The 20237-nt window shown below is 71.0% G+C and carries 18 protein-coding genes; 8 read left to right on the top strand and 10 right to left on the bottom strand.

Annotated features, from left to right (window positions below):
• Nucleotides 1–131 precede the first annotated feature (131 nt).
• Nucleotides 132–869 carry an IclR family transcriptional regulator gene (locus KVS71_RS13010; protein ID WP_368874891.1) on the bottom strand — a complete coding sequence of 246 codons (738 nt, stop codon included), beginning with the start codon at nucleotides 867–869 and terminating at the stop codon, nucleotides 132–134.
• A gap of 94 nt (nucleotides 870–963) precedes the next feature.
• On the opposite strand from KVS71_RS13010, the gene hutH reads away from it, so the two are divergent.
• Genes hutH through hutI form a run of 3 tightly spaced genes read left to right on the top strand, consistent with a single transcriptional unit; the run spans nucleotide 964 to nucleotide 5319 of the window.
• Complete coding sequence (gene hutH, locus KVS71_RS13015) at nucleotides 964–2505, top strand: histidine ammonia-lyase (protein ID WP_217584758.1); 1542 nt, start codon at nucleotides 964–966, stop codon at nucleotides 2503–2505.
• Nucleotides 2498–4156, top strand: a complete 1659-nt coding sequence (hutU, locus tag KVS71_RS13020) for a urocanate hydratase (RefSeq protein WP_217584759.1) — start codon at nucleotides 2498–2500, stop codon at nucleotides 4154–4156. Before hutH ends, hutU begins: the two co-directional genes overlap by 8 nt.
• A complete protein-coding gene (hutI, locus tag KVS71_RS13025) occupies nucleotides 4153–5319 on the top strand; it encodes an imidazolonepropionase (RefSeq protein ID WP_217584760.1) in 1167 nt (388 codons plus the stop codon). The genes hutU and hutI overlap by 4 nt, the downstream gene beginning before the upstream one ends.
• Nucleotides 5320–5330: 11 nt before the next feature.
• On the opposite strand, the gene KVS71_RS13030 is transcribed toward hutI, so the two are convergent.
• Both KVS71_RS13030 and KVS71_RS13035 read right to left on the bottom strand, forming a co-directional pair.
• Nucleotides 5331–6245 carry an agmatinase family protein gene (locus tag KVS71_RS13030; protein WP_217584761.1) on the bottom strand — a complete coding sequence of 305 codons (915 nt, stop codon included), beginning with the start codon at nucleotides 6243–6245 and terminating at the stop codon, nucleotides 5331–5333.
• Nucleotide 6246: 1 nt separating this feature from the next.
• Nucleotides 6247–7524, bottom strand: coding sequence for a DUF445 domain-containing protein (locus KVS71_RS13035; protein ID WP_060922949.1), 1278 nt, complete (start codon nucleotides 7522–7524; stop codon nucleotides 6247–6249).
• Nucleotides 7525–7560: 36 nt separating this feature from the next.
• Between KVS71_RS13035 and KVS71_RS13040 the strand changes: the two genes are divergently transcribed.
• Nucleotides 7561–7833, top strand: coding sequence for a metal-sensitive transcriptional regulator (locus KVS71_RS13040; RefSeq protein ID WP_060922948.1), 273 nt, complete (start codon nucleotides 7561–7563; stop codon nucleotides 7831–7833).
• Between the two features lie 21 nt (nucleotides 7834–7854).
• On the opposite strand, the gene KVS71_RS13045 is transcribed toward KVS71_RS13040, so the two are convergent.
• Nucleotides 7855–9243, bottom strand: a complete 1389-nt coding sequence (locus KVS71_RS13045; RefSeq protein ID WP_217584762.1) for an aspartate aminotransferase family protein — start codon at nucleotides 9241–9243, stop codon at nucleotides 7855–7857.
• Nucleotides 9244–9258: 15 nt separating this feature from the next.
• Nucleotides 9259–10743 (bottom strand): CoA-acylating methylmalonate-semialdehyde dehydrogenase, encoded by a 1485-nt coding sequence (locus KVS71_RS13050; protein ID WP_217584763.1) that lies wholly within the window; start codon nucleotides 10741–10743, stop codon nucleotides 9259–9261.
• A gap of 100 nt (nucleotides 10744–10843) precedes the next feature.
• Here KVS71_RS13050 and KVS71_RS13055 point away from each other — a divergent pair, with 100 nt between their 5' ends.
• Entirely contained in the window at nucleotides 10844–12382 is a 1539-nt protein-coding gene (locus KVS71_RS13055) for a PucR family transcriptional regulator ligand-binding domain-containing protein (RefSeq protein WP_368874788.1), read from the top strand.
• Nucleotides 12383–12391: 9 nt separating this feature from the next.
• Here the strand turns inward: KVS71_RS13055 and KVS71_RS13060 are convergent, their stop codons facing one another.
• From KVS71_RS13060 to KVS71_RS13080, 5 genes are read right to left on the bottom strand one after another with little or no spacing between them, the layout of a single operon-like run.
• The gene (locus KVS71_RS13060) at nucleotides 12392–12859 is read right to left on the bottom strand and encodes an Lrp/AsnC family transcriptional regulator (RefSeq protein WP_025102615.1); all 468 of its coding nucleotides are present in this window, start codon (nucleotides 12857–12859) and stop codon (nucleotides 12392–12394) included.
• 55 nt (nucleotides 12860–12914) lie between these two features.
• A complete protein-coding gene (locus tag KVS71_RS13065; RefSeq protein WP_144882171.1) occupies nucleotides 12915–14075 on the bottom strand; it encodes an acyl-CoA dehydrogenase family protein in 1161 nt (386 codons plus the stop codon).
• On the bottom strand, nucleotides 14072–14830 hold the full coding sequence (locus tag KVS71_RS13070) for an alpha/beta fold hydrolase (RefSeq protein ID WP_217584765.1): 759 nt from the start codon (nucleotides 14828–14830) through the stop codon (nucleotides 14072–14074). Before KVS71_RS13070 ends, KVS71_RS13065 begins: the two co-directional genes overlap by 4 nt.
• A 40-nt stretch (nucleotides 14831–14870) precedes the next feature.
• On the bottom strand, nucleotides 14871–15788 hold the full coding sequence (locus KVS71_RS13075; protein WP_217584766.1) for a sugar kinase: 918 nt from the start codon (nucleotides 15786–15788) through the stop codon (nucleotides 14871–14873).
• Nucleotides 15785–16993 carry an MFS transporter gene (locus KVS71_RS13080; protein ID WP_174521434.1) on the bottom strand — a complete coding sequence of 403 codons (1209 nt, stop codon included), beginning with the start codon at nucleotides 16991–16993 and terminating at the stop codon, nucleotides 15785–15787. The genes KVS71_RS13075 and KVS71_RS13080 overlap by 4 nt, the downstream gene beginning before the upstream one ends.
• Before the next feature lie 377 nt (nucleotides 16994–17370).
• Here KVS71_RS13080 and nrdH point away from each other — a divergent pair, with 377 nt between their 5' ends.
• Genes nrdH through nrdE form a run of 3 tightly spaced genes read left to right on the top strand, consistent with a single transcriptional unit; the run spans nucleotide 17371 to nucleotide 20236 of the window.
• Nucleotides 17371–17604 carry a glutaredoxin-like protein NrdH gene (gene nrdH, locus KVS71_RS13085; RefSeq protein WP_017202656.1) on the top strand — a complete coding sequence of 78 codons (234 nt, stop codon included), beginning with the start codon at nucleotides 17371–17373 and terminating at the stop codon, nucleotides 17602–17604.
• 56 nt (nucleotides 17605–17660) lie between these two features.
• Nucleotides 17661–18095: a class Ib ribonucleoside-diphosphate reductase assembly flavoprotein NrdI gene (gene nrdI, locus KVS71_RS13090; protein ID WP_060922465.1), complete on the top strand. Its 435-nt coding sequence runs from the start codon at nucleotides 17661–17663 to the stop codon at nucleotides 18093–18095.
• Nucleotides 18092–20236: a class 1b ribonucleoside-diphosphate reductase subunit alpha gene (gene nrdE, locus KVS71_RS13095; protein WP_060922464.1), complete on the top strand. Its 2145-nt coding sequence runs from the start codon at nucleotides 18092–18094 to the stop codon at nucleotides 20234–20236. The genes nrdI and nrdE overlap by 4 nt, the downstream gene beginning before the upstream one ends.
• Nucleotide 20237: the final 1 nt, after the last annotated feature.

The raw sequence follows: 20237 nt of genomic DNA on the forward strand, positions 1-20237 counted from the left end.
AAGCTAAGCCTCACAGCGCCGATGGTACTGCAGGGGGGACCCTGTGGGAGAGTAGGACACCGCCGGACTCCTTTTAGACAAGAAGGCCACCCAATGCTGGGTGGCCTTCTTGCGTTTACGCGTCTTTCGCGTCAGCGGGCCAGACGCGCCTCGAGCGTCGCCGCGGTGTCGCGCACCGTGTGCGCCAGCACGGCCTCTGCACCGTCGGCGTCGGCCCACGTGACGGCGACCGCGGCGACCGGCCAGCCGGCGACGTCGCGCACGACAGCGCCCACCGAACGCAGACCCTCCGCGACTTCCCCGTCCTCCGTCGCATACCCCCGAGAGCGCACGTCCCGGAGGAGTTCGCGCAGCTCACTGGGGCGTCGAGGCCCTCGTCCGGTGCGATCGGAGAACGCCGACGCGTCCGGGTACAGCGCCCGGACCTGTTCGCGGGGGAGGGCGGCGAGCATCGCGCGTCCGCTCGCGGTCAGGTGCGCGGGAAGGCGCACGCCCACGTCGGTCACCAGTGCCGGTCGTCGCGGCGCGCGCTCTTCGACGATGTAGAGCACATCGCCGCCGCTCATGACCGCCAGGTGCGCGCTCTCCGCGAGCTGGTCGGAGAGTGCGGCGATGAGCGGACGGCCGAGCCGTGCCAACGGCTGCTGCCGCGCATAGCCCCCCGCCAGTTCGAACGCCGACGTCCCGAGCCCCCACCGGCGCTCCTCGCGGAGGTGCAGCACGAAGCCGTGGGCGGCGAGCGTGTGCAGCAGGTGGTACACCGTCGATCGCGGGAGCATCAGCTCGCGGGCGATCGCGGAGGCCGCCACCGGTGCCGGCCGGCCCGCCAGGTAGCTCAGGATGCGCAGGGTCTGCGCCGCGGCGGGCACCTGGTTGTCGTCGGTCTCCGAGTTGTCTGGGATCACAGACACAGGTTGCCACGAAGCCGCGTGCGCGTCGACCCCGCGGGTGTGGAATCGAGACATGAGCGATCCAGCCCCTGTCCTCGTCGGCGCCGCCCCTTTGTCTGCCGCGGATGTCGTCCGCGTCGTCCGTCACGATGTGCCCGTCGTCGTCGACCCCGCCGCGCTGGACAGGGTCGCCGAGACCCGCCGTGTGGTCGACGGCCTCGCCGCTGACCCGAACCCGCATTACGGGGTGTCCACCGGCTTCGGCGCGCTGGCGACGACCTTCATCGCTCCGGAACGTCGCCTGCAGTTGCAGGCGAGCCTCATCCGATCGCACGCCGCCGGCACCGGCGCCGAGGTCGAGCGGGAGGTTGTGCGCGGGCTCCAGGTGCTGCGCCTCCAGTCGCTTGCCTCCGGGCGCACGGGGGTTCGTCCCGTCGTCGTCGAGACGTATGCCGCGCTGCTCAATGCGGGCATCGTGCCGGTGGTCCGCGAGTACGGGTCCCTGGGGTGCTCCGGGGATCTCGCGCCCCTCGCCCACATGGCCCTCGCCGCCATGGGGGAGGGCGAGGTCCGCGACGCCACGGGCCGACTCGTCCCGGCGGCCGATGCCCTTGCGGACGCCGGCATCGAGCCGCTCACGCTTGTGGAGAAGGAGGGCCTCGCCCTCATCAACGGCACGGACGGGATGCTCGGCACGCTGGTGCTCGCGCTCCATGACCTGGAGATGCTGCTGCTCACAGCCGATGTGGCGGCGGCGATGTCCGTCGAGTCGCAGCTCGGCACGGACGCGGTGTTCGCCGCCGATCTCATGGTGCTGCGTCCGCAGGCGGGACAGGCCACCTCAGCCGGCCACCTCCGTGCCCTGCTCGCCGGCTCGCCGATGGTCGCGAGCCACAAGGGCCCGGAAGACGGCCGTGTCCAGGACGCGTACTCCCTACGGTGTTCCCCGCAGGTGCATGGCGCCGCACGTGACACGCTCGGGCATGCTGCCATGATCGCGGAGCGCGAGCTCTCCAGCGTCATCGACAACCCCATCATCACCCTCGACGGCCGCATCGAGTCGAACGGCAACTTCCACGGGGCGCCCGTCGCCGCGGTCCTCGACTTCCTGGCGATCTCGATCGCCGACGTCGCCTCCGTGTCCGAGCGGCGCACCGACCGCGCGCTGGACCCGGCCCGCAGCCACGGGCTCCCGCCGTTCCTCGCGGCGGAGGTCGGAGTCGACTCCGGGCTGATGATCGCGCAGTACGCGGCGGCCGGCATCGTCTCCGAGCTCAAGCGTCTCGCGGTTCCCGCCTCGGTGGACTCCATCCCGTCCTCGGCGATGCAGGAGGACCACGTCTCGATGGGCTGGGCCGCAGCACGGAAGCTGCGTCGGGCGATCGACGGTCTCTCCCGCGTCCTCGCGATCGAGATCCTCACCGCCGCCCGCGCGCTGGATCTCCGCGCGCCGCTCGAGGCGGGGCCGGCGACCGGAGCCGTGCGCGACCTCGTCCGCACGGTCGCCGCGGGCCCCGGCCCTGACCGCCACCTCTCGCCCGAGATGGAAGCCGTGACCGACCTCGTCCAGTCGGGTGCCATCGCCCGTGTCGCAAAGGAGCACATGCATGACTGAGGAGAACGCAGCGCGCACGGTACGCGCGGCCCGCGGTGCCGAGCGCACCGCCAAGAGCTGGGGCGCGGAAGCGGCCAAGCGCATGCTCATGAACAACCTCGATCCCGAGGTCGCCGAGCACCCCGAAGACCTCGTGGTCTACGGCGGGACGGGCAAGGCGGCGCGCAATTGGGCGGCGTACGAGGCGATCGTCCGCACGCTCGACGAGCTGGAGCCCGATGAGACGCTGCTCGTCCAGTCCGGCAAGCCGGTGGGCGTGTTCCGCACCCACGAGTGGGCGCCGCGCGTGCTCATCGCCAACTCGAACCTCGTCGGCGATTGGGCGACCTGGCCGGAGTTCCGTCGTCTGGAGGAGCTGGGGCTGACCATGTACGGCCAGATGACCGCGGGCTCCTGGATCTACATCGGCACGCAGGGCATCCTGCAGGGAACGTACGAGACGTTCGCCGCGGTCGCCCGCTCGCTCGGGCGGGACTCCCTGCGGGGGACGCTGACGCTGACCGCCGGTGCGGGCGGGATGGGCGGGGCGCAACCTCTCGCCGTGACCCTCAACGAGGGTGCGGTCCTGATCGTGGACGTCGACGAGACGCGGCTGGCCCGCCGCGTCGAGCACCGGTACCTCGACGAGTACACCACCGACCTGGACGCGGCAGTGGCCCGGGTCGTCGCGGCGAAGGACGCCGGTCGCGCCCTCTCGGTCGGCGTCGTGGGCAATGCCGCGGAGATCTTCCCGGAGCTCCTGCGTCGGGGCGTGCCGATCGACGTCGTGACCGACCAGACCAGCGCTCACGACCCGCTCGCCTACCTGCCGATCGGCATCGAGGTGGACCGCTGGAAGGAGGAGGCGGCGCGCGACCCCGAGGAGTTCACCCGCCGGTCGAGGGAATCCATGGCCGCCCACGTCGCCGCGATGGTCGGCTTCCAGGACGCCGGGGCGGCGGTCTTCGACTACGGCAACTCGATCCGCGCGGAGGCGCAGCTCGGTGGATTCGACCGGGCGTTCGCGTTCCCCGGATTCGTCCCCGCCTACATCCGCCTGCAGTTCGAGGAGGGGCGCGGACCGTTCCGCTGGGTGGCGCTGTCCGGAGACCCGGAGGACATCTTCAAGACGGACCGCGCGATCGCCGAGCTCTTCCCTGAGGACACCGCGCTGCACCGCTGGCTCGACAAGGCGGGCTCGGCCGTCCACTTCGAGGGTCTCCCGGCGCGCATCTGCTGGCTGGGCTACCAGGAGCGGCACCTCGCCGGACTGAAGTTCAACGAGATGGTCGCCTCGGGAGAGCTGTCCGCGCCGATCGTCATCGGCCGCGACCACCTCGACTCCGGCTCCGTCGCGTCGCCGTACCGGGAGACTGAGGCGATGAAGGACGGCTCCGACGCGATCGCCGACTGGCCGCTGCTCAACGCCCTCCTCAACACCGCCTCCGGGGCGTCGTGGGTGTCGCTGCACCACGGCGGCGGGGTGGGGATCGGCCGCTCGATCCACGCCGGGCAGGTCACGGTGGCGGACGGTTCGGCTCTCGCGGCGGAGAAGCTCGCCCGGGTGCTGACGAACGACCCCGGGACCGGTGTCATGCGGCACGTCGACGCCGGGTACGACCACGCCGCGGAGGTCGCGCGCGACCGCGGACTGAAGGTGCCGATGCTGTGACGACGACGCTCATCTCCGGGATCGGGGAACTGACCACCAACGTCGCCGCCGGGGGCGACCCGACCGGCACGCTCCGCGATGCGGCCGTGCTGATCGACGGCGCCCGGATCGCGTGGGTGGGCTCGTCCGCTGCGGCTCCCGCGGCCGATGAGGTCGTCGACGCAGGAGGTCGGGCCGTGATCCCCGGATTCGTCGACAGCCACAGCCACCTCGTCTTCGGTGGCGATCGAGCGGCGGAGTTCGAGGCGCGCATGGCGGGGAAGCCATACGCGGCGGGCGGCATCCGCTCGACGGTGCAGGCGACGCGGGCGGCGACCGACGACGAGCTCCGCGCCCGACTGCGCGGGTTCATCGAGGAGCTGCGGGCGCAGGGCACCACCACGGTCGAGATCAAGAGCGGCTACGGTCTCGCCGTCGCCGAGGAGGAGCGCCTCGTGCGCCTCGCCGCCGAGGTGACGCCGGAGGTCACGTTCCTCGGCGCGCATGTGGTGCCGGTCGATTACGCCGACGATCCCGATGCCTATGTCGATCTCGTCGTGGGGCCGATGCTCGACGCGTGCGCCCCGCACTCCCGGTGGATCGACGTCTTCTGCGAGACCGGCGCCTTCACGGTGGCGCAGTCACGGCGGATCCTGGAGGCGGGCATCACCAGGGGTCTCGCTCCTCGGGTGCATGCGAGCCAGCTCGGTCCGGGCGACGGCGTGCGGATGGCGGTCGAGCTGGGGGCGGCATCCGTGGATCACGGCACCTACCTCACCGACGCGGATATCGCCGCGCTCGCCGCATCGGACACGGTGCTCACGCTGCTGCCCGGCGTGGAGTTCTCCACGCGCCAGCCCTATCCGGATGCGCGCCGGCTCCTCGACGCGGGTGTGACGGTCGCGCTGGCGTGCGACACGAACCCGGGGTCGAGCTTCACCTCGTCCATGGCCTTCTGCATCGCCATCGCCGTGCGGGACATGGGCATGACCACGGCGGAGGCGGTCTGGGCCGCGACCGCCGGCGGGGCGCGGGCACTCCGGCGGGACGACATCGGCCGGATCACTCCCGGGGCGCGCGCCGACCTCGTGGTGCTCGACGCCCCCTCCCGCGTGCATCTGGCGTATCGCCCGGGTGTGCCGTTGGTGCAGCGCGTCTGGAAGGACGGCCTCGCGGTCGTGTGAGGCCGCGCGGGCTAGCGTGCCGCGAGGCCGGCGAGCAGCTCGAGCACGCAGAGGGCAGCGAGTCGCACGGTGCGATCGTCCTCGGCGTCCGCGGTCGCGTCGACCTCGGCGATGTCGGCGCTCACGACCCGCGGATCAGCGGCGACCGCACGGGTGAGGGCGCGAAGCTCCCACGCCGCCAGGCCTCCCGGGACGCTGGCCGGGCAGCCCGGTGCGACCGCGCGGTCGCACACGTCCACGTCGATGTCGAGGTGCACCCGGGCGGCGTCGCCCGCGCCCGCGATCGCGACCGCCTCGGCCACGACGTCGGCGATGCCGCGACGGCGCACGTCGTCGAGGGTGATGACCCGGATGCCCCAGTCCGCCGCGCGGCGGGCGTAGGCGGCGGAGTTCGCGAAGTCGGCGAGGCCGATCTGCACGATGCGGGCGGGGTCGACGCCGGCCGTCGGAACGCCTGCCGCGGCGGGGACGTCCTCGACGAGCCGCCGCACCGGGGTGCCGTTGGACACGCCGTCGCGCAGGTCGAAGTGGGCGTCGAACGTGATCAGGCCCGTGGTCCGGGCACCGAGCGCGACCGGGTAGGTGAGGGAGTTGTCGCCGCCGAGGGCGATGACGAGGTCTGAGGCGTCCGCGAGCTCCCGGACCCGCTCGATCGTCCGCGCCTCTCCCGCATCGCCGTCCGGCTCCGGCACGTCCCCGGCGTCCGCGATGCGGAGCACCTCGTCCAGGTCGATCGTCGGCGGGCCGAGGACCGTCGTGCCGTAGCGGGGGAGTGCCTCGCGGATCGCGGCCGGTGTCGCGTGCGCCCCGGTCGGGGACAGCGAGGTGCGCCAGGTCGGGACGCCGAGGAGCACCGCATCGGCCGTGCCCTCGAACGCGGGCCAGGCGCCGGCACGCGGCCAGAGCGGATCGTGGGACAGCGCCATGTCAGACTCCCGGGATCAGGGCGTGGGCGACGGTGAAGATCGCGAGGCCGGCGAGGGCGCCGACGACGGTGCCGTTGAGGCGGATGTACTGCAGGTCGCGGCCGACCATGAGCTCGATCTTCTCCGTGGTCTCGGCGGGGTCCCAGCGCTCCACGGTGTCGGTGATGATCGAGGCGATGTCGTGCCGGTACCGGTCCACGAGGAAGACGGCCGCATCGGAGACCCACGTGTCGACGCGCCGCTGCAGGGCGGCGTCGGTCGTGAGCCGCTCGCCGACCTCCTGCAGCGCCTGCACGGCGCGGCGCCGCAGCCCGCTCTCCGGGTCGGCGAGGGAGGTGAGGAGTCCGTTCTTGGCGGTGTTCCACGCCTCTGCGGCGAGGGCGCCGACGCGCGGGCTGTCGAAGAGCGCGGCCTTGGCGTTCTCCAGCTTCTCGCGCGTCGCGGGATCGTTCTGCAGAGCGTCCGCGAGGCGGGACAGGTACCCGTCGACCGCGAGGCGAGCCGGATGCCGCGGGTCGGCCTGCACGGCGCGGACGAACTTGACCGCCTCGTTGTACACCGTGTCATCGATGAGGCGGTGGGCGATCTTCGGCATCCATCCGGGGAGGCGCCGGGAGACGAGTCCGGTGAAGGAGGCCGCGTTCGCGTCGAGCCACCGCCCGATGCTGTCCACCGCGAGGTCGACGGCACCGTGGTGCGCCTCGGCGTCCACGATCTTCTCCAGCCACGCCCCGGCGGGCGGCCCCCACTCCGGGGCGACGAGGTGCTCGCGGGCGAGGTCGGCGAGGAGGTCGCGCACGTCGTCGTCGCTGAGCGCGTTCAGCACGGCCGTCGCGATCGTCGCTCCCTCGGCCGCCACGCGCTCGGCATGCGGCGTCTCGCGGAGCCACTCCCCGGCGCGGAGGGCGATCGCGGTGCTGGTGAGCTTGGTGCGCACGACGTCGGCGGCGAGGAAGTTCGTCTCCACGAACTCGCCGAGCGTGCGGCCGATCTCGTCCTTGCGGTTCGGGATGATCGCGGTGTGCGGGATGGGCAGGCCCAGCGGACGGCGGAACAGCGCGGTCACGGCGAACCAGTCCGCGAGCGCGCCGACCATGCCGCCCTCCGCGGCGGCGCGGACGTACGCGAGTCCACCCACCCGTTCCTGGAACGCGAACGCGACGACGAAGGCGAGGGCCATGAAGATCAGCGCCCCGAGCGCGACGGCCTTCATCCGCCGCAGCGCGCGCCGACGCTCCTGGTCGGCGAGGGAGAGCAGCGTCGTGGGTGTTCGCGGCATGACGTCATCCTTTCACGGGGCGAGTAGCCTCGATACGTGATCGAAGACATCAAGAAGCGCGCCCTGCACCGCACCAGCATTCTCGAGGGTCAGATGCGCGGCGTCGCGCGGATGATCGAGAGCGAGGAGTACTGCATGGACATCATCACGCAGTCCCGCGCGATCCAGCGCTCCCTCGAGTCGCTCAACCGTCTGCTGCTGGAGAACCACCTGCGCACGCACGTCACCCACATGTTCGAGGACGGCGGCGAGGAGCGCGACAAGGCCGTCGGCGAGCTCCTCAAGGCGTTCGACTTCGACCGCAAGTAAGCGAGAGGCGCGGACGGCCTTTCAGCCGACCGCGTACCGGTCGGCGACCGCCAGCGCCTCCTCGATCGCCGCCAGCCCCCGCACCAGCTCCGCCTCCTCGATCACCAGCGGCGGGGCGATGTGCACGCGATGGAAGTGCGTGAAGGGCCAGACCCCTGCCCGCTTCGCGGCGGCGGCGAACGCCGTCATCGGTGCAGCGTCGGCACCGGTCGCGTTGAACGGCACCAGCGGCTCCCTGGTCCGCTGATCCCGCACGAGCTCCACCGCCCAGAACAGCCCGCGACCGCGCACCTCGCCCACGCTCGGATGCGACTGCGCCCACGAGCGCAGGGTCGGACCGACGACCCGCTCGCCGAGGTCGCGCACCCGTTCCAGGATGCCGTCCCGGCGGAACACCTCGAACGTGGCCACACCGGCCGCGCAGGCGAGAGGGTGCCCGGAGTACGTCAGTCCGCCCGCGAACGGGACGGTGTCGAAGGCCGCGGCGATGCGGTCGGAGATCACGACGCCGCCGAGCGGCACGTAGCCCGAGTTCACGCCCTTCGCGAAGGTGATCAGGTCGGGGCGGGCCTCGAACGCGTCGATCCCGAACCACTCGCCGAGCCGGCCGAATCCGACCATCACCTCGTCCGCGATGAAGACGATCCCGTAGCGATCGCAGAGCGCGCGCACCCCGGGCAGATAGCCGGGCGGCGGAAGCAGCACGCCGTTGGTGCCGACGACCGTCTCGACGATGATCGCGGCGATGGTCTGCGGCCCCTCGAGCTGGATGGTCTGCTCCAGGTGCGCGAGGGCGCGCTCCGTCTCCTGCTCGGGCGTCTCGCTGTGGAACGGGGAGCGGTAGAGGTACGGTCCGAAGAACCGCACGGCCCCGGTGTCCGTGACGTCGTTCGCCCAGCGGCGCGGGTCGCCGGTGAGGGAGATCGCGGTCGCGGTGGAGCCGTGGTAGCTGCGGTACATCGACAGCACCTTCCGGCGGCCCGTGGCCTGCCGGGCCATGCGCACCGCGTACTCGTTCGCCTCCGCGCCGCCGTTCGTGAAGAACACCTTCTCGAACCCGTCGGGAGCGACCTCGGCGATGAGGCGGGCGAGCTCCCCTCGGACATCGTTGGCCATCGACGGCTGGATGGTCGCGAGCCGCCCGGCCTGCTGCTGGATCGCGGCGACGAGGTCCGGGTGCTGGTGGCCGAGGTTGAGGTTCACGAGCTGGCTGGAGAAGTCGAGGTACGCGGTGCCCCCGTAGTCCCAGAAGGTCGAGCCTCGACCCGCGGCGACCGGCAGCGGGTCGATCAGCGCCTGGGCGCTCCAGGAGTGGAAGACATGGGCGCGGTCGTCGGCGCGCACCTGCGCCTCGGCGTCCGGGGCGGGGAGCGGGGAGGAGAGTCCGTGGCGGTCGGTGAAGGTCGTCATCGTGGGCGCTCCTCGTCAGTGGTTGCTCGGGAAGCCGAGGTCGATCTGCGACGGGGTGTGGTCAGGCCACCGCGTCGTCACGACCTTCGACCGCGTGTAGAAGTGCACGGACTCCGGGCCGTAGATGTGCGCGTCGCCGAAGAGCGAGTCCTTCCACCCGCCGAAGGAGTAGGCGCCGATGGGCACCGGGATCGGGACGTTGACGCCGACCATGCCGACCTCGATGTCGAACTCGTACTGCCGGGCCGTCCCGCCGTCGCGCGTGAAGATCGCGGTCCCGTTGCCGTAGGCGTTCGCGTTGACGAGCGCGACCGCCTCCGCGTAGGAGCCCACGCGCACGACGGACAGGACCGGGCCGAAGATCTCGTCGTCGTAGACGCGCATGCCGGGTGTGACGTCGTCGATCAGGCTCACCCCGAGGAAGAAGCCGTCGCCGTCGAACGGCGTCGTCGTGCCGTCGACGACGACCGTGGCACCCTCGCCGGGAGCTTCCGTGACGTAGGAGGCGACCCGATCACGGTGCTCCGCGGTGATGAGCGGGCCCATCTCGCTCGCCGGGTCCGTGCCGGGGCCGATCGAGAGGCCGTCGATGCGGCGGGCGATCGCGGCGACGAGGTCGTCGGCGATGTCGCCCACCGCCACGAGCACGGACACCGCCATGCAGCGCTCGCCCGCGGAGCCGTAGGCTGCGGAGACGGCGGCGTCGGCGGCCGCGTCGATGTCGGCGTCGGGCATCACGACCATGTGGTTCTTCGCACCGCCGAGCGCCTGGACCCGCTTCCCGGCGGCGGACGCCCGTTCGTAGATCGACCGGGCGATCGGGGTCGAGCCGACGAAGCTCACCGCCTGCACCCGCGGGGAGTCGAGGAGCGCGTCGACGGCCTCCCGGTCGCCGTGCACGACGTTGAGGACGCCGTCCGGGAGACCGGCCTCGCGGAACAGCCGTGCGAGCCAGACCGCGGCGGACGGATCCTTCTCGCTGGGCTTGAGGACGACGGTGTTGCCGCACGCGATGGCGGAGGCGACCATCCACAGCGGCACCATGACCGGGAAGTTGAACGGAGTGATGGCCGCGACCACGCCGACCGGCTGCTTCACGGAGTGCACGTCGACCCCGCGGGCGACCTGCTCGCTGCGCTCGCCCTTGAGCAGGTGCACGAGACCGGCCGCGAACTCGACGTTCTCGATGCCACGGGACACCTCGCCGGCGGCGTCGGACAGGACCTTGCCGTGCTCGGACGTGACGATGGCCGCCAGCTCGCCCGTGCGCTCTTTGAGGAGCTGACGGAGCCGGAAGAACACGTCGGCGCGCTTGATGAGGCTCGTCTCCCGCCACGCCGGGAGGGCCGCGGCCGCGGCGGCCACCGCGGCGTCGACCTCGGTGGCAGAGGCGAACGCGACCTCTTTCGTGACGACTCCTGTCGCAGGATCGAAGACGAGGCCTCGGCGGGCCGCGTCGCCGGTATCGGTGCCGTTGATGACGTGACGGACGATGTCCACGGATGCTCCTTCGCAGAGGGGATCGCGTCTCGCACACTCTGACCGAGGGTCGCTACGCTGGGGCTCGGCCCATGCTGACAGGAAACGGAGCAGGTGCGGAGTGGCAGAGCGTCAGGACTTCTCGGCGGATCGGACAGATCGTCCGGATCGATCGCCCTCGGTGCTGCGCGTCGGGGACGTGCTCGCGCTCCCCGCGGTGCAGGAGGGGGCGCCGACCGTCCTCGTCGGGGGCCCGGCACTGGAGGCCGGGGTGCGGTGGGTCCACGCCTCGGACAGCGCCACCGTCGCCCGCCTGCTCGACGGCGGCGAGCTGCTGCTCACGACCGGCGCGGCCTGGCCGACGAGCCCCGCAGCGTTGCGCGTGCTCGTGGCGGAGCTGGCGGCGGTCGGGGTGTCCGGCATCATCGTCGAACTCGGCTCGCGGATGCCCCGCGTCCCGGCCGCGGTCGTCGAGGCCTGTGCCGCCTCTGGCCTCGCTCTGATCGCGCTCGGGGTGGAGGTCAAGTTCGTCGCGGTGACCGAGGCTGTGCACCGGGCGCTGATCGAGGCCCAGACGGCAGCGCTCCGCGAGCGTCAGCGACTGCACGACCTCTTCACCGCCCTCAGCCTCCGTGGCGCACCGGCCGACCTCATCGTGTCCGAGGTCGCCCGCGCACTCGACGCCCCGGTCCGCCTCGAGAATCCGGCGGGAGAGGTCGTCGCGATCGAAGCGCTCCGCGTCCCGGTCGGCGAGGCCCTCCGACAGACGGAGCGGGGCGGCGACCGGGTGCCCGTGCAGGCGCGCGGAGTGCGCTGGGGCCGGCTCATCGCAGCGGAGGGTCCGCTGCATCCCGCCGGTCGGGCCACTGTCCTGGAGCTGGGGGCGACGGCCCTCGCCTTCGGCTGCCTCGCCGATGGGGAGGGGGCGTGGACCGTGCTCGCCCATCGCCGCCTCGTCGAGGATCTTCTCGGCGCGCGGTTCGCCCGCGAGGAAGACGTCGAGGTCAGGCTCCGGAGACTCGGTCTCGACCCGTCGGACGGTACCGTCTCCGGCCTCGTCTTCCGCACGGAGGAGGACGCGGAGAGGCTCGTCGCCCGCGCGCGTGCAGCGGGCCTGCCTGCGGTGGGGGCCCGGCGCGGAGCCGACGTGGTCCTGCTCGTGGCCGCCGGAGCCGATGCGCTGACCGATCCGGTCCTCGCGCACCTCTCCGGCGGCGCGCCCGTGACCGTCGGACCGAGCGCCGAAGGCGTCCTCGGGCTCCTGGCCTCGATCCGCGCCGCGCTCGACGTCGCCGCACGGCCGTCCGGGGGCGACGTGCCGGTGGTCCGGCGCGTCGCCGACCGGCCGCTCGAACGCCTCGTGTCCGCTCTGCGCGACGACCGGCGGCTCCAGGCGCACAGCGAGCAGATGCTGGAGCCGCTCGTCCGTCACGACCGGGATCGCCGGGGAGACCTGCTCGCGGTCCTCGCCGCCCTCGTCGCGCACCCCGGCAACCGCTCCGCGGCGGCGGCCGCGAGCCATCTCTCGCGCTCGGTGTTCTATCAGCGCCTCGCGCTCATCGGCGACCTGCTCGGCGCGGATCTGGACGACGGGGAGACCCTCGCCGCCCTGCACCTCGCCCTCCTCGCCCGCCGTCGCGAGGAGACGCGGCCGCGCTGAGGCCGACCGTCAGCGCGTGCCCCAGGCGAACTGCTGCTTCTGGAGCTTCGCGTAGATGAAGGTCTCCGTCGACACCACCCCCGGGATCGGGCGGATGCGGTCGTTGACGAGCGCCAGCAGGTGGTCGTCGTCCTCACACACCGCCTCGACGAGCACGTCGAACGATCCGACCGTGATCACGACGTAGTCGACCTCGTCGATGTCGGCGATCGCCTCGGCCACGCCTCGGGCGTCCCCGGCGACCTTGACGCCGACCATCGCCTGCCGGTGGAAGCCGAGCTGCATCGGGTCGGTCACCGCGACGATCTGCATCACCCCGGACTCGGTGAGCCGCTGCACCCGCTGCCGGACGGCGGCCTCGCTCAGGCCGACGATCCGGCCGATCTCGGAGTACGAGCGCCGCCCGTCCTCCTGCAGCATCTCGACGATGGTCTTGGAGATCGCGTCGAGGGTATGGTCCTTCTTCGACGGTGCCATGGTGTGATCTTGGCACCGCGGACGGTCGTGGACAACGGGGTGTGCGTGCGCCCGCTCAGGCCTCGATCGGGCCCAGCCAGGCGCTCGCCGCGGTGGCGTGCGCCGACTCCGGGTCGGAGGGGTGGAATGCGCCGGCGAGGACGTCGCGGTACAGCCGGGAGAGCTCATTGGCGCTGAAGTACGAGCCGCCGCCGGCCACCAGCATGGCCTCGTCGACGACGTGCTTGGCCATCGTCACCGCGCGATGCTTGACGCCCGAGAGCGCGGGGAACCAGCCCGCGCCGCGGTCCGCGCGCTCGTCGACGTCGCGGGCGAGTACGGCGATCTGCGGAGGGAGTGCGTCGTAGGCGAGGGCCATGTCGGCGATCCGCCAGCGGATGTCCGGGTCCTGGCTGTACGCGGCGCCGCTCTTCTTGGAGCGGCGCCGGTGGGCCGTCGCCACGGCCAGCTCGAGGGCCCGCCGGGCGATGCCGGTGTAGACGGAGGCGAGGAGGATCTCGAAGACCGCGAAGATGCCGAAGACGATCGGGTCGGGGCTCGGGCCGGGGTCGATGCGCCGCACGACGTGTGCCGCGTCCGCGACGGCCCCCTCGAGGCGCGTGGTCCGGCTCTGGGTGCCGCGCATGCCGAGGGTGTCCCAGTCGTCGGCGGTGGTGACCGCGGACGTGCGGTCGACGAAGGCGAACACGAGCTTCGGCGCGTCGGGGCTCGTGGTGTCGAGCCCGTGCAGGCCGAGCTTCGTCCAGACGGGGGCGAGCGAGGTGAAGATCTTGGTGCCGGTGAAGGCGTAGCCCCCGGCGCCGTCCGGGACCGCCGCGGTGTCGCTCCCGAACAGCACGAGGTCGTTGCCGCCCTCGCTGATGCCGAACGCGAAGACCTCGCCGGCCACGGCGCCGTCCTGCACGAACTCGAGACCGGGGACCCCGCGGTCCGAGAAGACCTTGGCGACGCCGGTCCAGACGAGGTGCATGTTGATCGCCAGGGCGGTCGCGGGCGCGGCGCCCGCGAGCCGCTGCTGGAGGAGGGCGGCCTGCTCGAGGCCGAGCCCCGCGCCGCCGTGCTCCCGCGGCACGAGGATCGACAGGTAGCCGGCCGCGCGGAGCTCATCGAGGTCGGCCTGGGGGAAGGTGTTCTCCCTGTCGTGGATGGGGGCGCGCTCGCGGATGCGGTCGAGCAGGTCGTCGGGGAGATACGCCGACGGGTCGAAGTCGGTCATGCCAGAACCTCCAGGAGCTGTCGGATCGATTCCTCCGGGCGGTCGCGATGCACCGAGTGGCCGGCGCCGGCCACGACCGACAGGGAGATGCGGGGGTTGCTCGCGAGCACCTCGTCGGCGAGGGCTCCGGTGAAGATGCTGGAGATCGCGGGATCGCCCCCGATCACGTGCGTGGGCACCGTCAGACGGGCTGCGTGCGCCCGGACGTCCCACGGCTGGTTCTGTGCGCTGGTCTGCTCGACCGCCCACGTGCTCGCCCGCCGGACAGCGTCGACCTTGAGCTCCTGATCCTGCGGGTGCCAGTGCGGGTGCTCCTGTCGCACCGCGTCGAGGCGGTTGTCGGCGAAGGCGCGTTCCTGGCTGCGGCGGACGTCGGCCGCGTCCTGCTGGACGACGTGGATCGCGGGATCGATGAGGACGAGGCGTCGTGTCCAGTCCGCGTCGTCCGCGGCGGCCACCGTACCGGCGGCGCCGCCGAGCGAGTGCCCGATGACGGCATCCCAGGCGCCCGCACCGGGAGGGCGCGTCGCCGCGAGGTCCGCGGCATACGCGGCGACGGAGTAATCGAGCGCCCGCGGGGCGTCGCCGTGGCCGCGCAGGTCCACCGCCGTCGCGTGCCAGCCGGCCGCCGCGAGGGCGTCGCCGAGCCGCCACATGAGCGCGCCGGACGATCCCAGACCGTGCACGAGGAGTGCGTGTCGCGGTGCAGCGGCATCGCCCCAGCTCAGGCGGGGGAGGGTGACGGGAGCGGGCATGGCACCAGCCTACGACCGCGCCGGGACACGGCGGGCGGCGTCAGCGCGCGGGCTCCAGGGGTGGCAGGTCGGCCGCGATGCGGAGCACCCGCGCGGCGGCCTCGTGTCCGGCGGCCAGGCGGGTCTCGAGGTCGGCGCCGTCGAGCGTCGCCGCGAGGAACCCGGAGGCGAAGGCGTCTCCGGCGCCGACGGGCTCGACGACGTCGACGGTCGGTGCGGGCACGAACACCGGGTCCGCGTCGCCGAGGAAGGCCGTGGCACCGACGTCGCCGTCCTTGACGACGAGCAGTCCGCAGTGCGGGAGGTGGGCGCGGATCTCCCGTGCTGTGGCAGTGCCCCAGATGCGCTCGGCCTCGTCGCGGCCGACGAAGGCGATGTCGGCGGCGTCGGCCAGGCGAGCCAGGGTGGCGGCCGCCTCCTCGGGACTCCACAGTGCCCGGCGGTCGTTGACATCGAACGAGACGACGGCTCCGGCGGTGCGCGCGTCGGCGAAGAGCCGGTCGACCATCGCCAGGCACGTCGGGGACAGTGCCGGGGTGATGCCCGTGGTGTGCACGATGCGCACGCCGGCCAGCTGCGCGGGGGACAGGAACCCCGGTGCCATGCGCGAGGCGGCGGAGCCGCGGCGGTAGTAGTAGACGGCCGACGACTCCACGCCGGGATCCTTGAACATCACACCGGTCGGCGCCTCGGCGTCGAGCTCGGTCCACAGCTCGACGCGGCGCCGCTCCAGTTCGCGGGAGAGGCGGCGGCCGAGGGGATCGTCGCCGAGGCGGGAGGCCCAGGCGGCGCGGTGGCCCGCGGCCGCCACTCCGACCGCCACGTTCGCCTCCGCACCCGCGTGCGTGATCGACGCCGTGTCGGCGGACGCGAGGTCGGCGCCGGTGGGCGTGATCAGTGCCATCGACTCGCCGACGCAGACGATCGCGGGGGAGGAAGACGGGACGGAGGGGCTCATGAGGGGGTGACCGCCAGGGGCTCGGTGTCGGGATGGGGGCTCGCGTCGCGGTGACGCAGATCGGGGAAGGAGCGCACGAAAACGATCGAGACGAGTAGTCCGACGCCCGCGAAGATGGTGGCGGCCAGGTAGGCGCCGCGCCAGTCGCCGACGTCGACGAGGAAGCCCGCGACCGCCGATCCGGCCGCGGCGCCGATGAGCTGGCCGGTGCCCGCCCAGCCGAAGGCCTCGGCGGTCTCGCTGAACTTCACGCTGGCCGTGGTGATGGCGAACAGCACCGCCAGGGCGGGGGCGATGCCGATGCCGGCGAGGATGAGCGTGCCGCCCAACCAGTAGACGTTGAGCATCACCATCGTGAGGGCCAGGCCCACGGTGACGATGAGCAGGCGGCGCGCCATGGCCCACGGTCCGATGGGGATGTGGCCGAAGGCGAGGCCGCCGGCCAGGCTGCCGGCGGAGAAGACGGCGAGGACGAGGCCCGCCGCGAGGCTGCCGTGTTCGAACGTCGCGACCACGCCGACCTCGACCGCCGAGCAGGCGCCGATGAGGAGGAAGCCGATGACCGTGGCGAGGAGCACGGGCGGCTTGAGGACGACCTTGCCCAGCGCATTGCGGCTGCGGGGGATGCGCACGCGGCCGACCTCGGGGGAGAGGATGAACCACGCGCCGCCGGCGACGAGGACGATCGCCACCAGGAGCAGACCCTCCATGGTGCCGACCTGGGTGGAGACGAGGGTGATGACCACCGGCGCCAGCACCCAGATGATCTCCTGCAGGGAGGCGTCGAGGGAGAACAGGGGGGTGAGCTGACCGGCGTTGACCAGCTTCGGGTAGATGGTCCGGACGGCCGCCTGCACGGGCGGCGTCGACAGGCCGGCGATCATGCCGAGAGCCATGTAGCCGGGGACGGAGAGCGGCAGCAGCCCGAGACCGAGCACGGCGATCACGCAGACGGACAGCGTGAGGGTCAGCACCCGCCGCATGCCCCACGCGCCCATCCACCGGCTGGTGATGGGGCCGGCGACCGCCTGGCCGACGCTGGTCGCGGCGAGCACGAGGCCCGCCGATCCGTACGATCCGGTCTGCTGCTCGACATGCAGCAGGATCGCCAAGGACATCATCCCGTTGGGGAAGCGCGCGGTGAGCTGGGCGGCGATCATGCGGCCCACTCCCGGCGTGCGAAGAAGATCCCGATAGCCCGCCACCAGACAACGGTACCGGGCCGCGGGGACGTCGGGGAGACGGGCCGGTGGCCGCGGCACCGCGACACGCCGTGGACACGCCGGCGGACGAATTCCACAGGCCTGGGGATGTCCGAAGCCCCTCGTAAGGTGCCACCTGTGGATGGATCCCTCACAGGCTCCTCCCAGCCGCGATTTCCCGCGGCTCGACGACCTCGGGAGAGGGGGTCCGCCTGTGGAAGAAACGGTGGAGAACCTGTGTTGTATCTGTAGAGAGCGGTGGAAAAACTACACGGATGTAACTACTACCCCTTGTGGTCGCACCGAATGTCCGTCCCTATATGTAGTATTGAGATCCCGGCGGAGGTCTGCCGGAGAAACCAGAGATTTGAGGGGTTCAGATGTCGATCACGGTGTACACCAAGCCTTCCTGCGTCCAGTGCAACGCGACCTACCGTGCCCTGGATGCCAAGGGCATCGAGTACGAGATCCACGACCTGTCGGAGGACCCGACGGCCCTGGAGCAGGTCAAGGCGCTCGGCTACATGCAGGCGCCGGTCGTCGTCACCGACGAGGACCACTGGTCGGGCTTCCGTCCCGACAAGATCGACGAGCTCGCGTCCCGCCTGGCGTAGTCCGACAGGCTCGCCACCCGGCCCTTCGACAGGCTCAGGAACCCAAGGAGAGAGCTATGAGCGCCGTCGCGACCGCAGCGCCGCTCCTGGTCTACTTCTCGAGCGTGTCGGGTAACACCGCGCGCTTCATCGAGAAGCTCGGGCTTCCCGCCCGACGCATCCCCCTCCACCGGAACGAAGAGGACCTCGTCGTCGACGAGCCCTTCGTGCTGGTCACCCCCACCTATGGCGGGGGTGCCGGGCGCGGGGTCGAGAAGGGGGCCGTGCCCAAGCAGGTGATCCGGTTCCTCAACGACGAGCGCAACCGGCGTCATATCCGCGGGGTCATCTCCGCGGGCAACACAAACTTCGGCGACGCGTTCTGCCTCGCCGGCGACATCATCAGCCGCAAGTGTCACGTGCCTCACTTGTATCGGCTCGAGATCTTCGGCACACAGGACGACGTGGATCGCGTGAGCGACGGATTGGAACGACGGTGGAATCTTCAGTGACCGAGACAGTGGCATTCAAGGTGAACCCCGCGTACGAGGGCCTGGACTACCACGCGCTCAACGCGATGCTGAACCTGTACGACGCGAACGGGAAGATCCAGTTCGACGCCGACAAGCGCGCCGCGCGGGAGTACTTCCTGCAGCATGTGAACCAGAACACCGTGTTCTTCCACTCGCTCAAGGAGCGCCTGGACTACCTCGTGGAGAAGGAGTACTACGAGGGCGCCGTCATCGAGAAGTACTCGTTCGACTTCGTGCAGAAGCTCAACGACCTCGCCTACTCGAAGAAGTTCCGCTTCGAGACGTTCCTCGGCGCGTTCAAGTACTACACGAGCTACACGCTGAAGACGTTCGACGGCAAGCGCTACCTCGAGCGCTTCGAGGACCGCGTCGTGATGACCGCGCTCGCCCTCGCGGACGGCGACGAGAAGCTCGCCGTGAACCTCGTCGAGGAGATCATCTCCGGTCGCTTCCAGCCGGCCACCCCGACCTTCCTCAACGCGGGCAAGGCCCAGCGCGGCGAGCTCGTCAGCTGCTTCCTGCTGCGCATCGAGGACAACATGGAGTCGATCGCCCGCGGCATCAACTCCGCGCTGCAGCTCTCCAAGCGCGGCGGCGGCGTGGCCCTGCTGCTGTCGAACATCCGCGAGTCGGGTGCCCCGATCAAGCAGATCGAGAACCAGTCCTCGGGCATCATCCCCGTCATGAAGCTCCTCGAAGACAGCTTCAGCTACGCCAACCAGCTCGGCGCGCGTCAGGGCGCGGGCGCGGTGTACCTCAACGCCCACCACCCCGACATCATGCGCTTCCTCGACACCAAGCGCGAGAACGCCGACGAGAAGATCCGCATCAAGACGCTGTCGCTCGGTGTCGTGGTGCCGGACATCACGTTCGAGCTCGCCAAGAACGACGAGGACATGTACCTGTTCTCGCCGTACGACGTGGAGAAGGTCTACGGCGTCCCGTTCGGCGACATCTCGGTCACCGAGAAGTACCGCGAGATGGTCGACGACCCGCGCATCAAGAAGACCAAGATCAACGCGCGCGAGTTCTTCCAGACCGTCGCCGAGATCCAGTTCGAGTCCGGCTACCCGTACGTCATGTTCGAGGACACGGTCAACAAGGCCAACCCCATCAAGGGGCGCATCAACATGTCCAACCTCTGCAGCGAGATCCTGCAGGTGAACACGCCGACCACCTACAACGACGACCTGTCGTACAAGGAGATCGGCAAGGACATCTCCTGCAACCTCGGCTCGATGAACATCGCGCTGTCGATGGACGCCGACGACCTCGGCCAGACGGTCGAGACCGCGATCCGCGCGCTCACCGCGGTCAGCGACCAGAGCCACATCGGCTCGGTCCGCTCGATCGAGGACGGCAACGACCGGTCGCACGCGATCGGCCTCGGCCAGATGAACCTGCACGGCTACCTCGCCCGCGAGCACGTGTTCTACGGCTCGGAGGAGGGCGTCGACTTCACGAACATCTACTTCTACACCGTGCTGTTCCACGCGCTGCGCGCTTCGAACCAGCTCGCGATCGAGCGCGGCACGACGTTCGACGGGTTCGCCGACTCCACCTACGCGTCCGGCGAGTTCTTCGACAAGTACATCGACCGCGCCTGGGTCCCGGAGACCGAGAAGGTCAAGGAGCTCTTCGCGGGCAAGCACATCCCGACGCAGGAGGACTGGGTCCAGCTCAAGGCGTCGATCCAGGAGCACGGCATCTACAACCAGAACCTGCAGGCCGTGCCGCCGACCGGCTCGATCTCCTACATCAACAACTCGACCTCCTCGATCCACCCGATCGCCTCGAAGATCGAGATCCGCAAGGAAGGCAAGCTCGGTCGCGTCTACTACCCGGCGGCGTTCATGACGAACGACAACCTGGAGTACTACCAGGACGCGTACGAGATCGGCTACGAGAAGGTCATCGACACGTACGCCGCGGCCACGCAGCACGTCGATCAGGGTCTGTCGCTGACGCTGTTCTTCAAGGACACCGCCACCACGCGTGACATCAACAAGGCCCAGATCTACGCATGGCGCAAGGGCATCAAGACGATCTACTACATCCGTCTGCGTCAGCTGGCGCTCGAGGGCACCGACATGACCGAGTGCGTCTCGTGCATGCTCTGAC

The sequence above is a fragment of the Microbacterium sp. GbtcB4 genome, assembly GCF_019091465.1.
Taxonomy (GTDB): domain Bacteria; phylum Actinomycetota; class Actinomycetes; order Actinomycetales; family Microbacteriaceae; genus Microbacterium; species Microbacterium paraoxydans.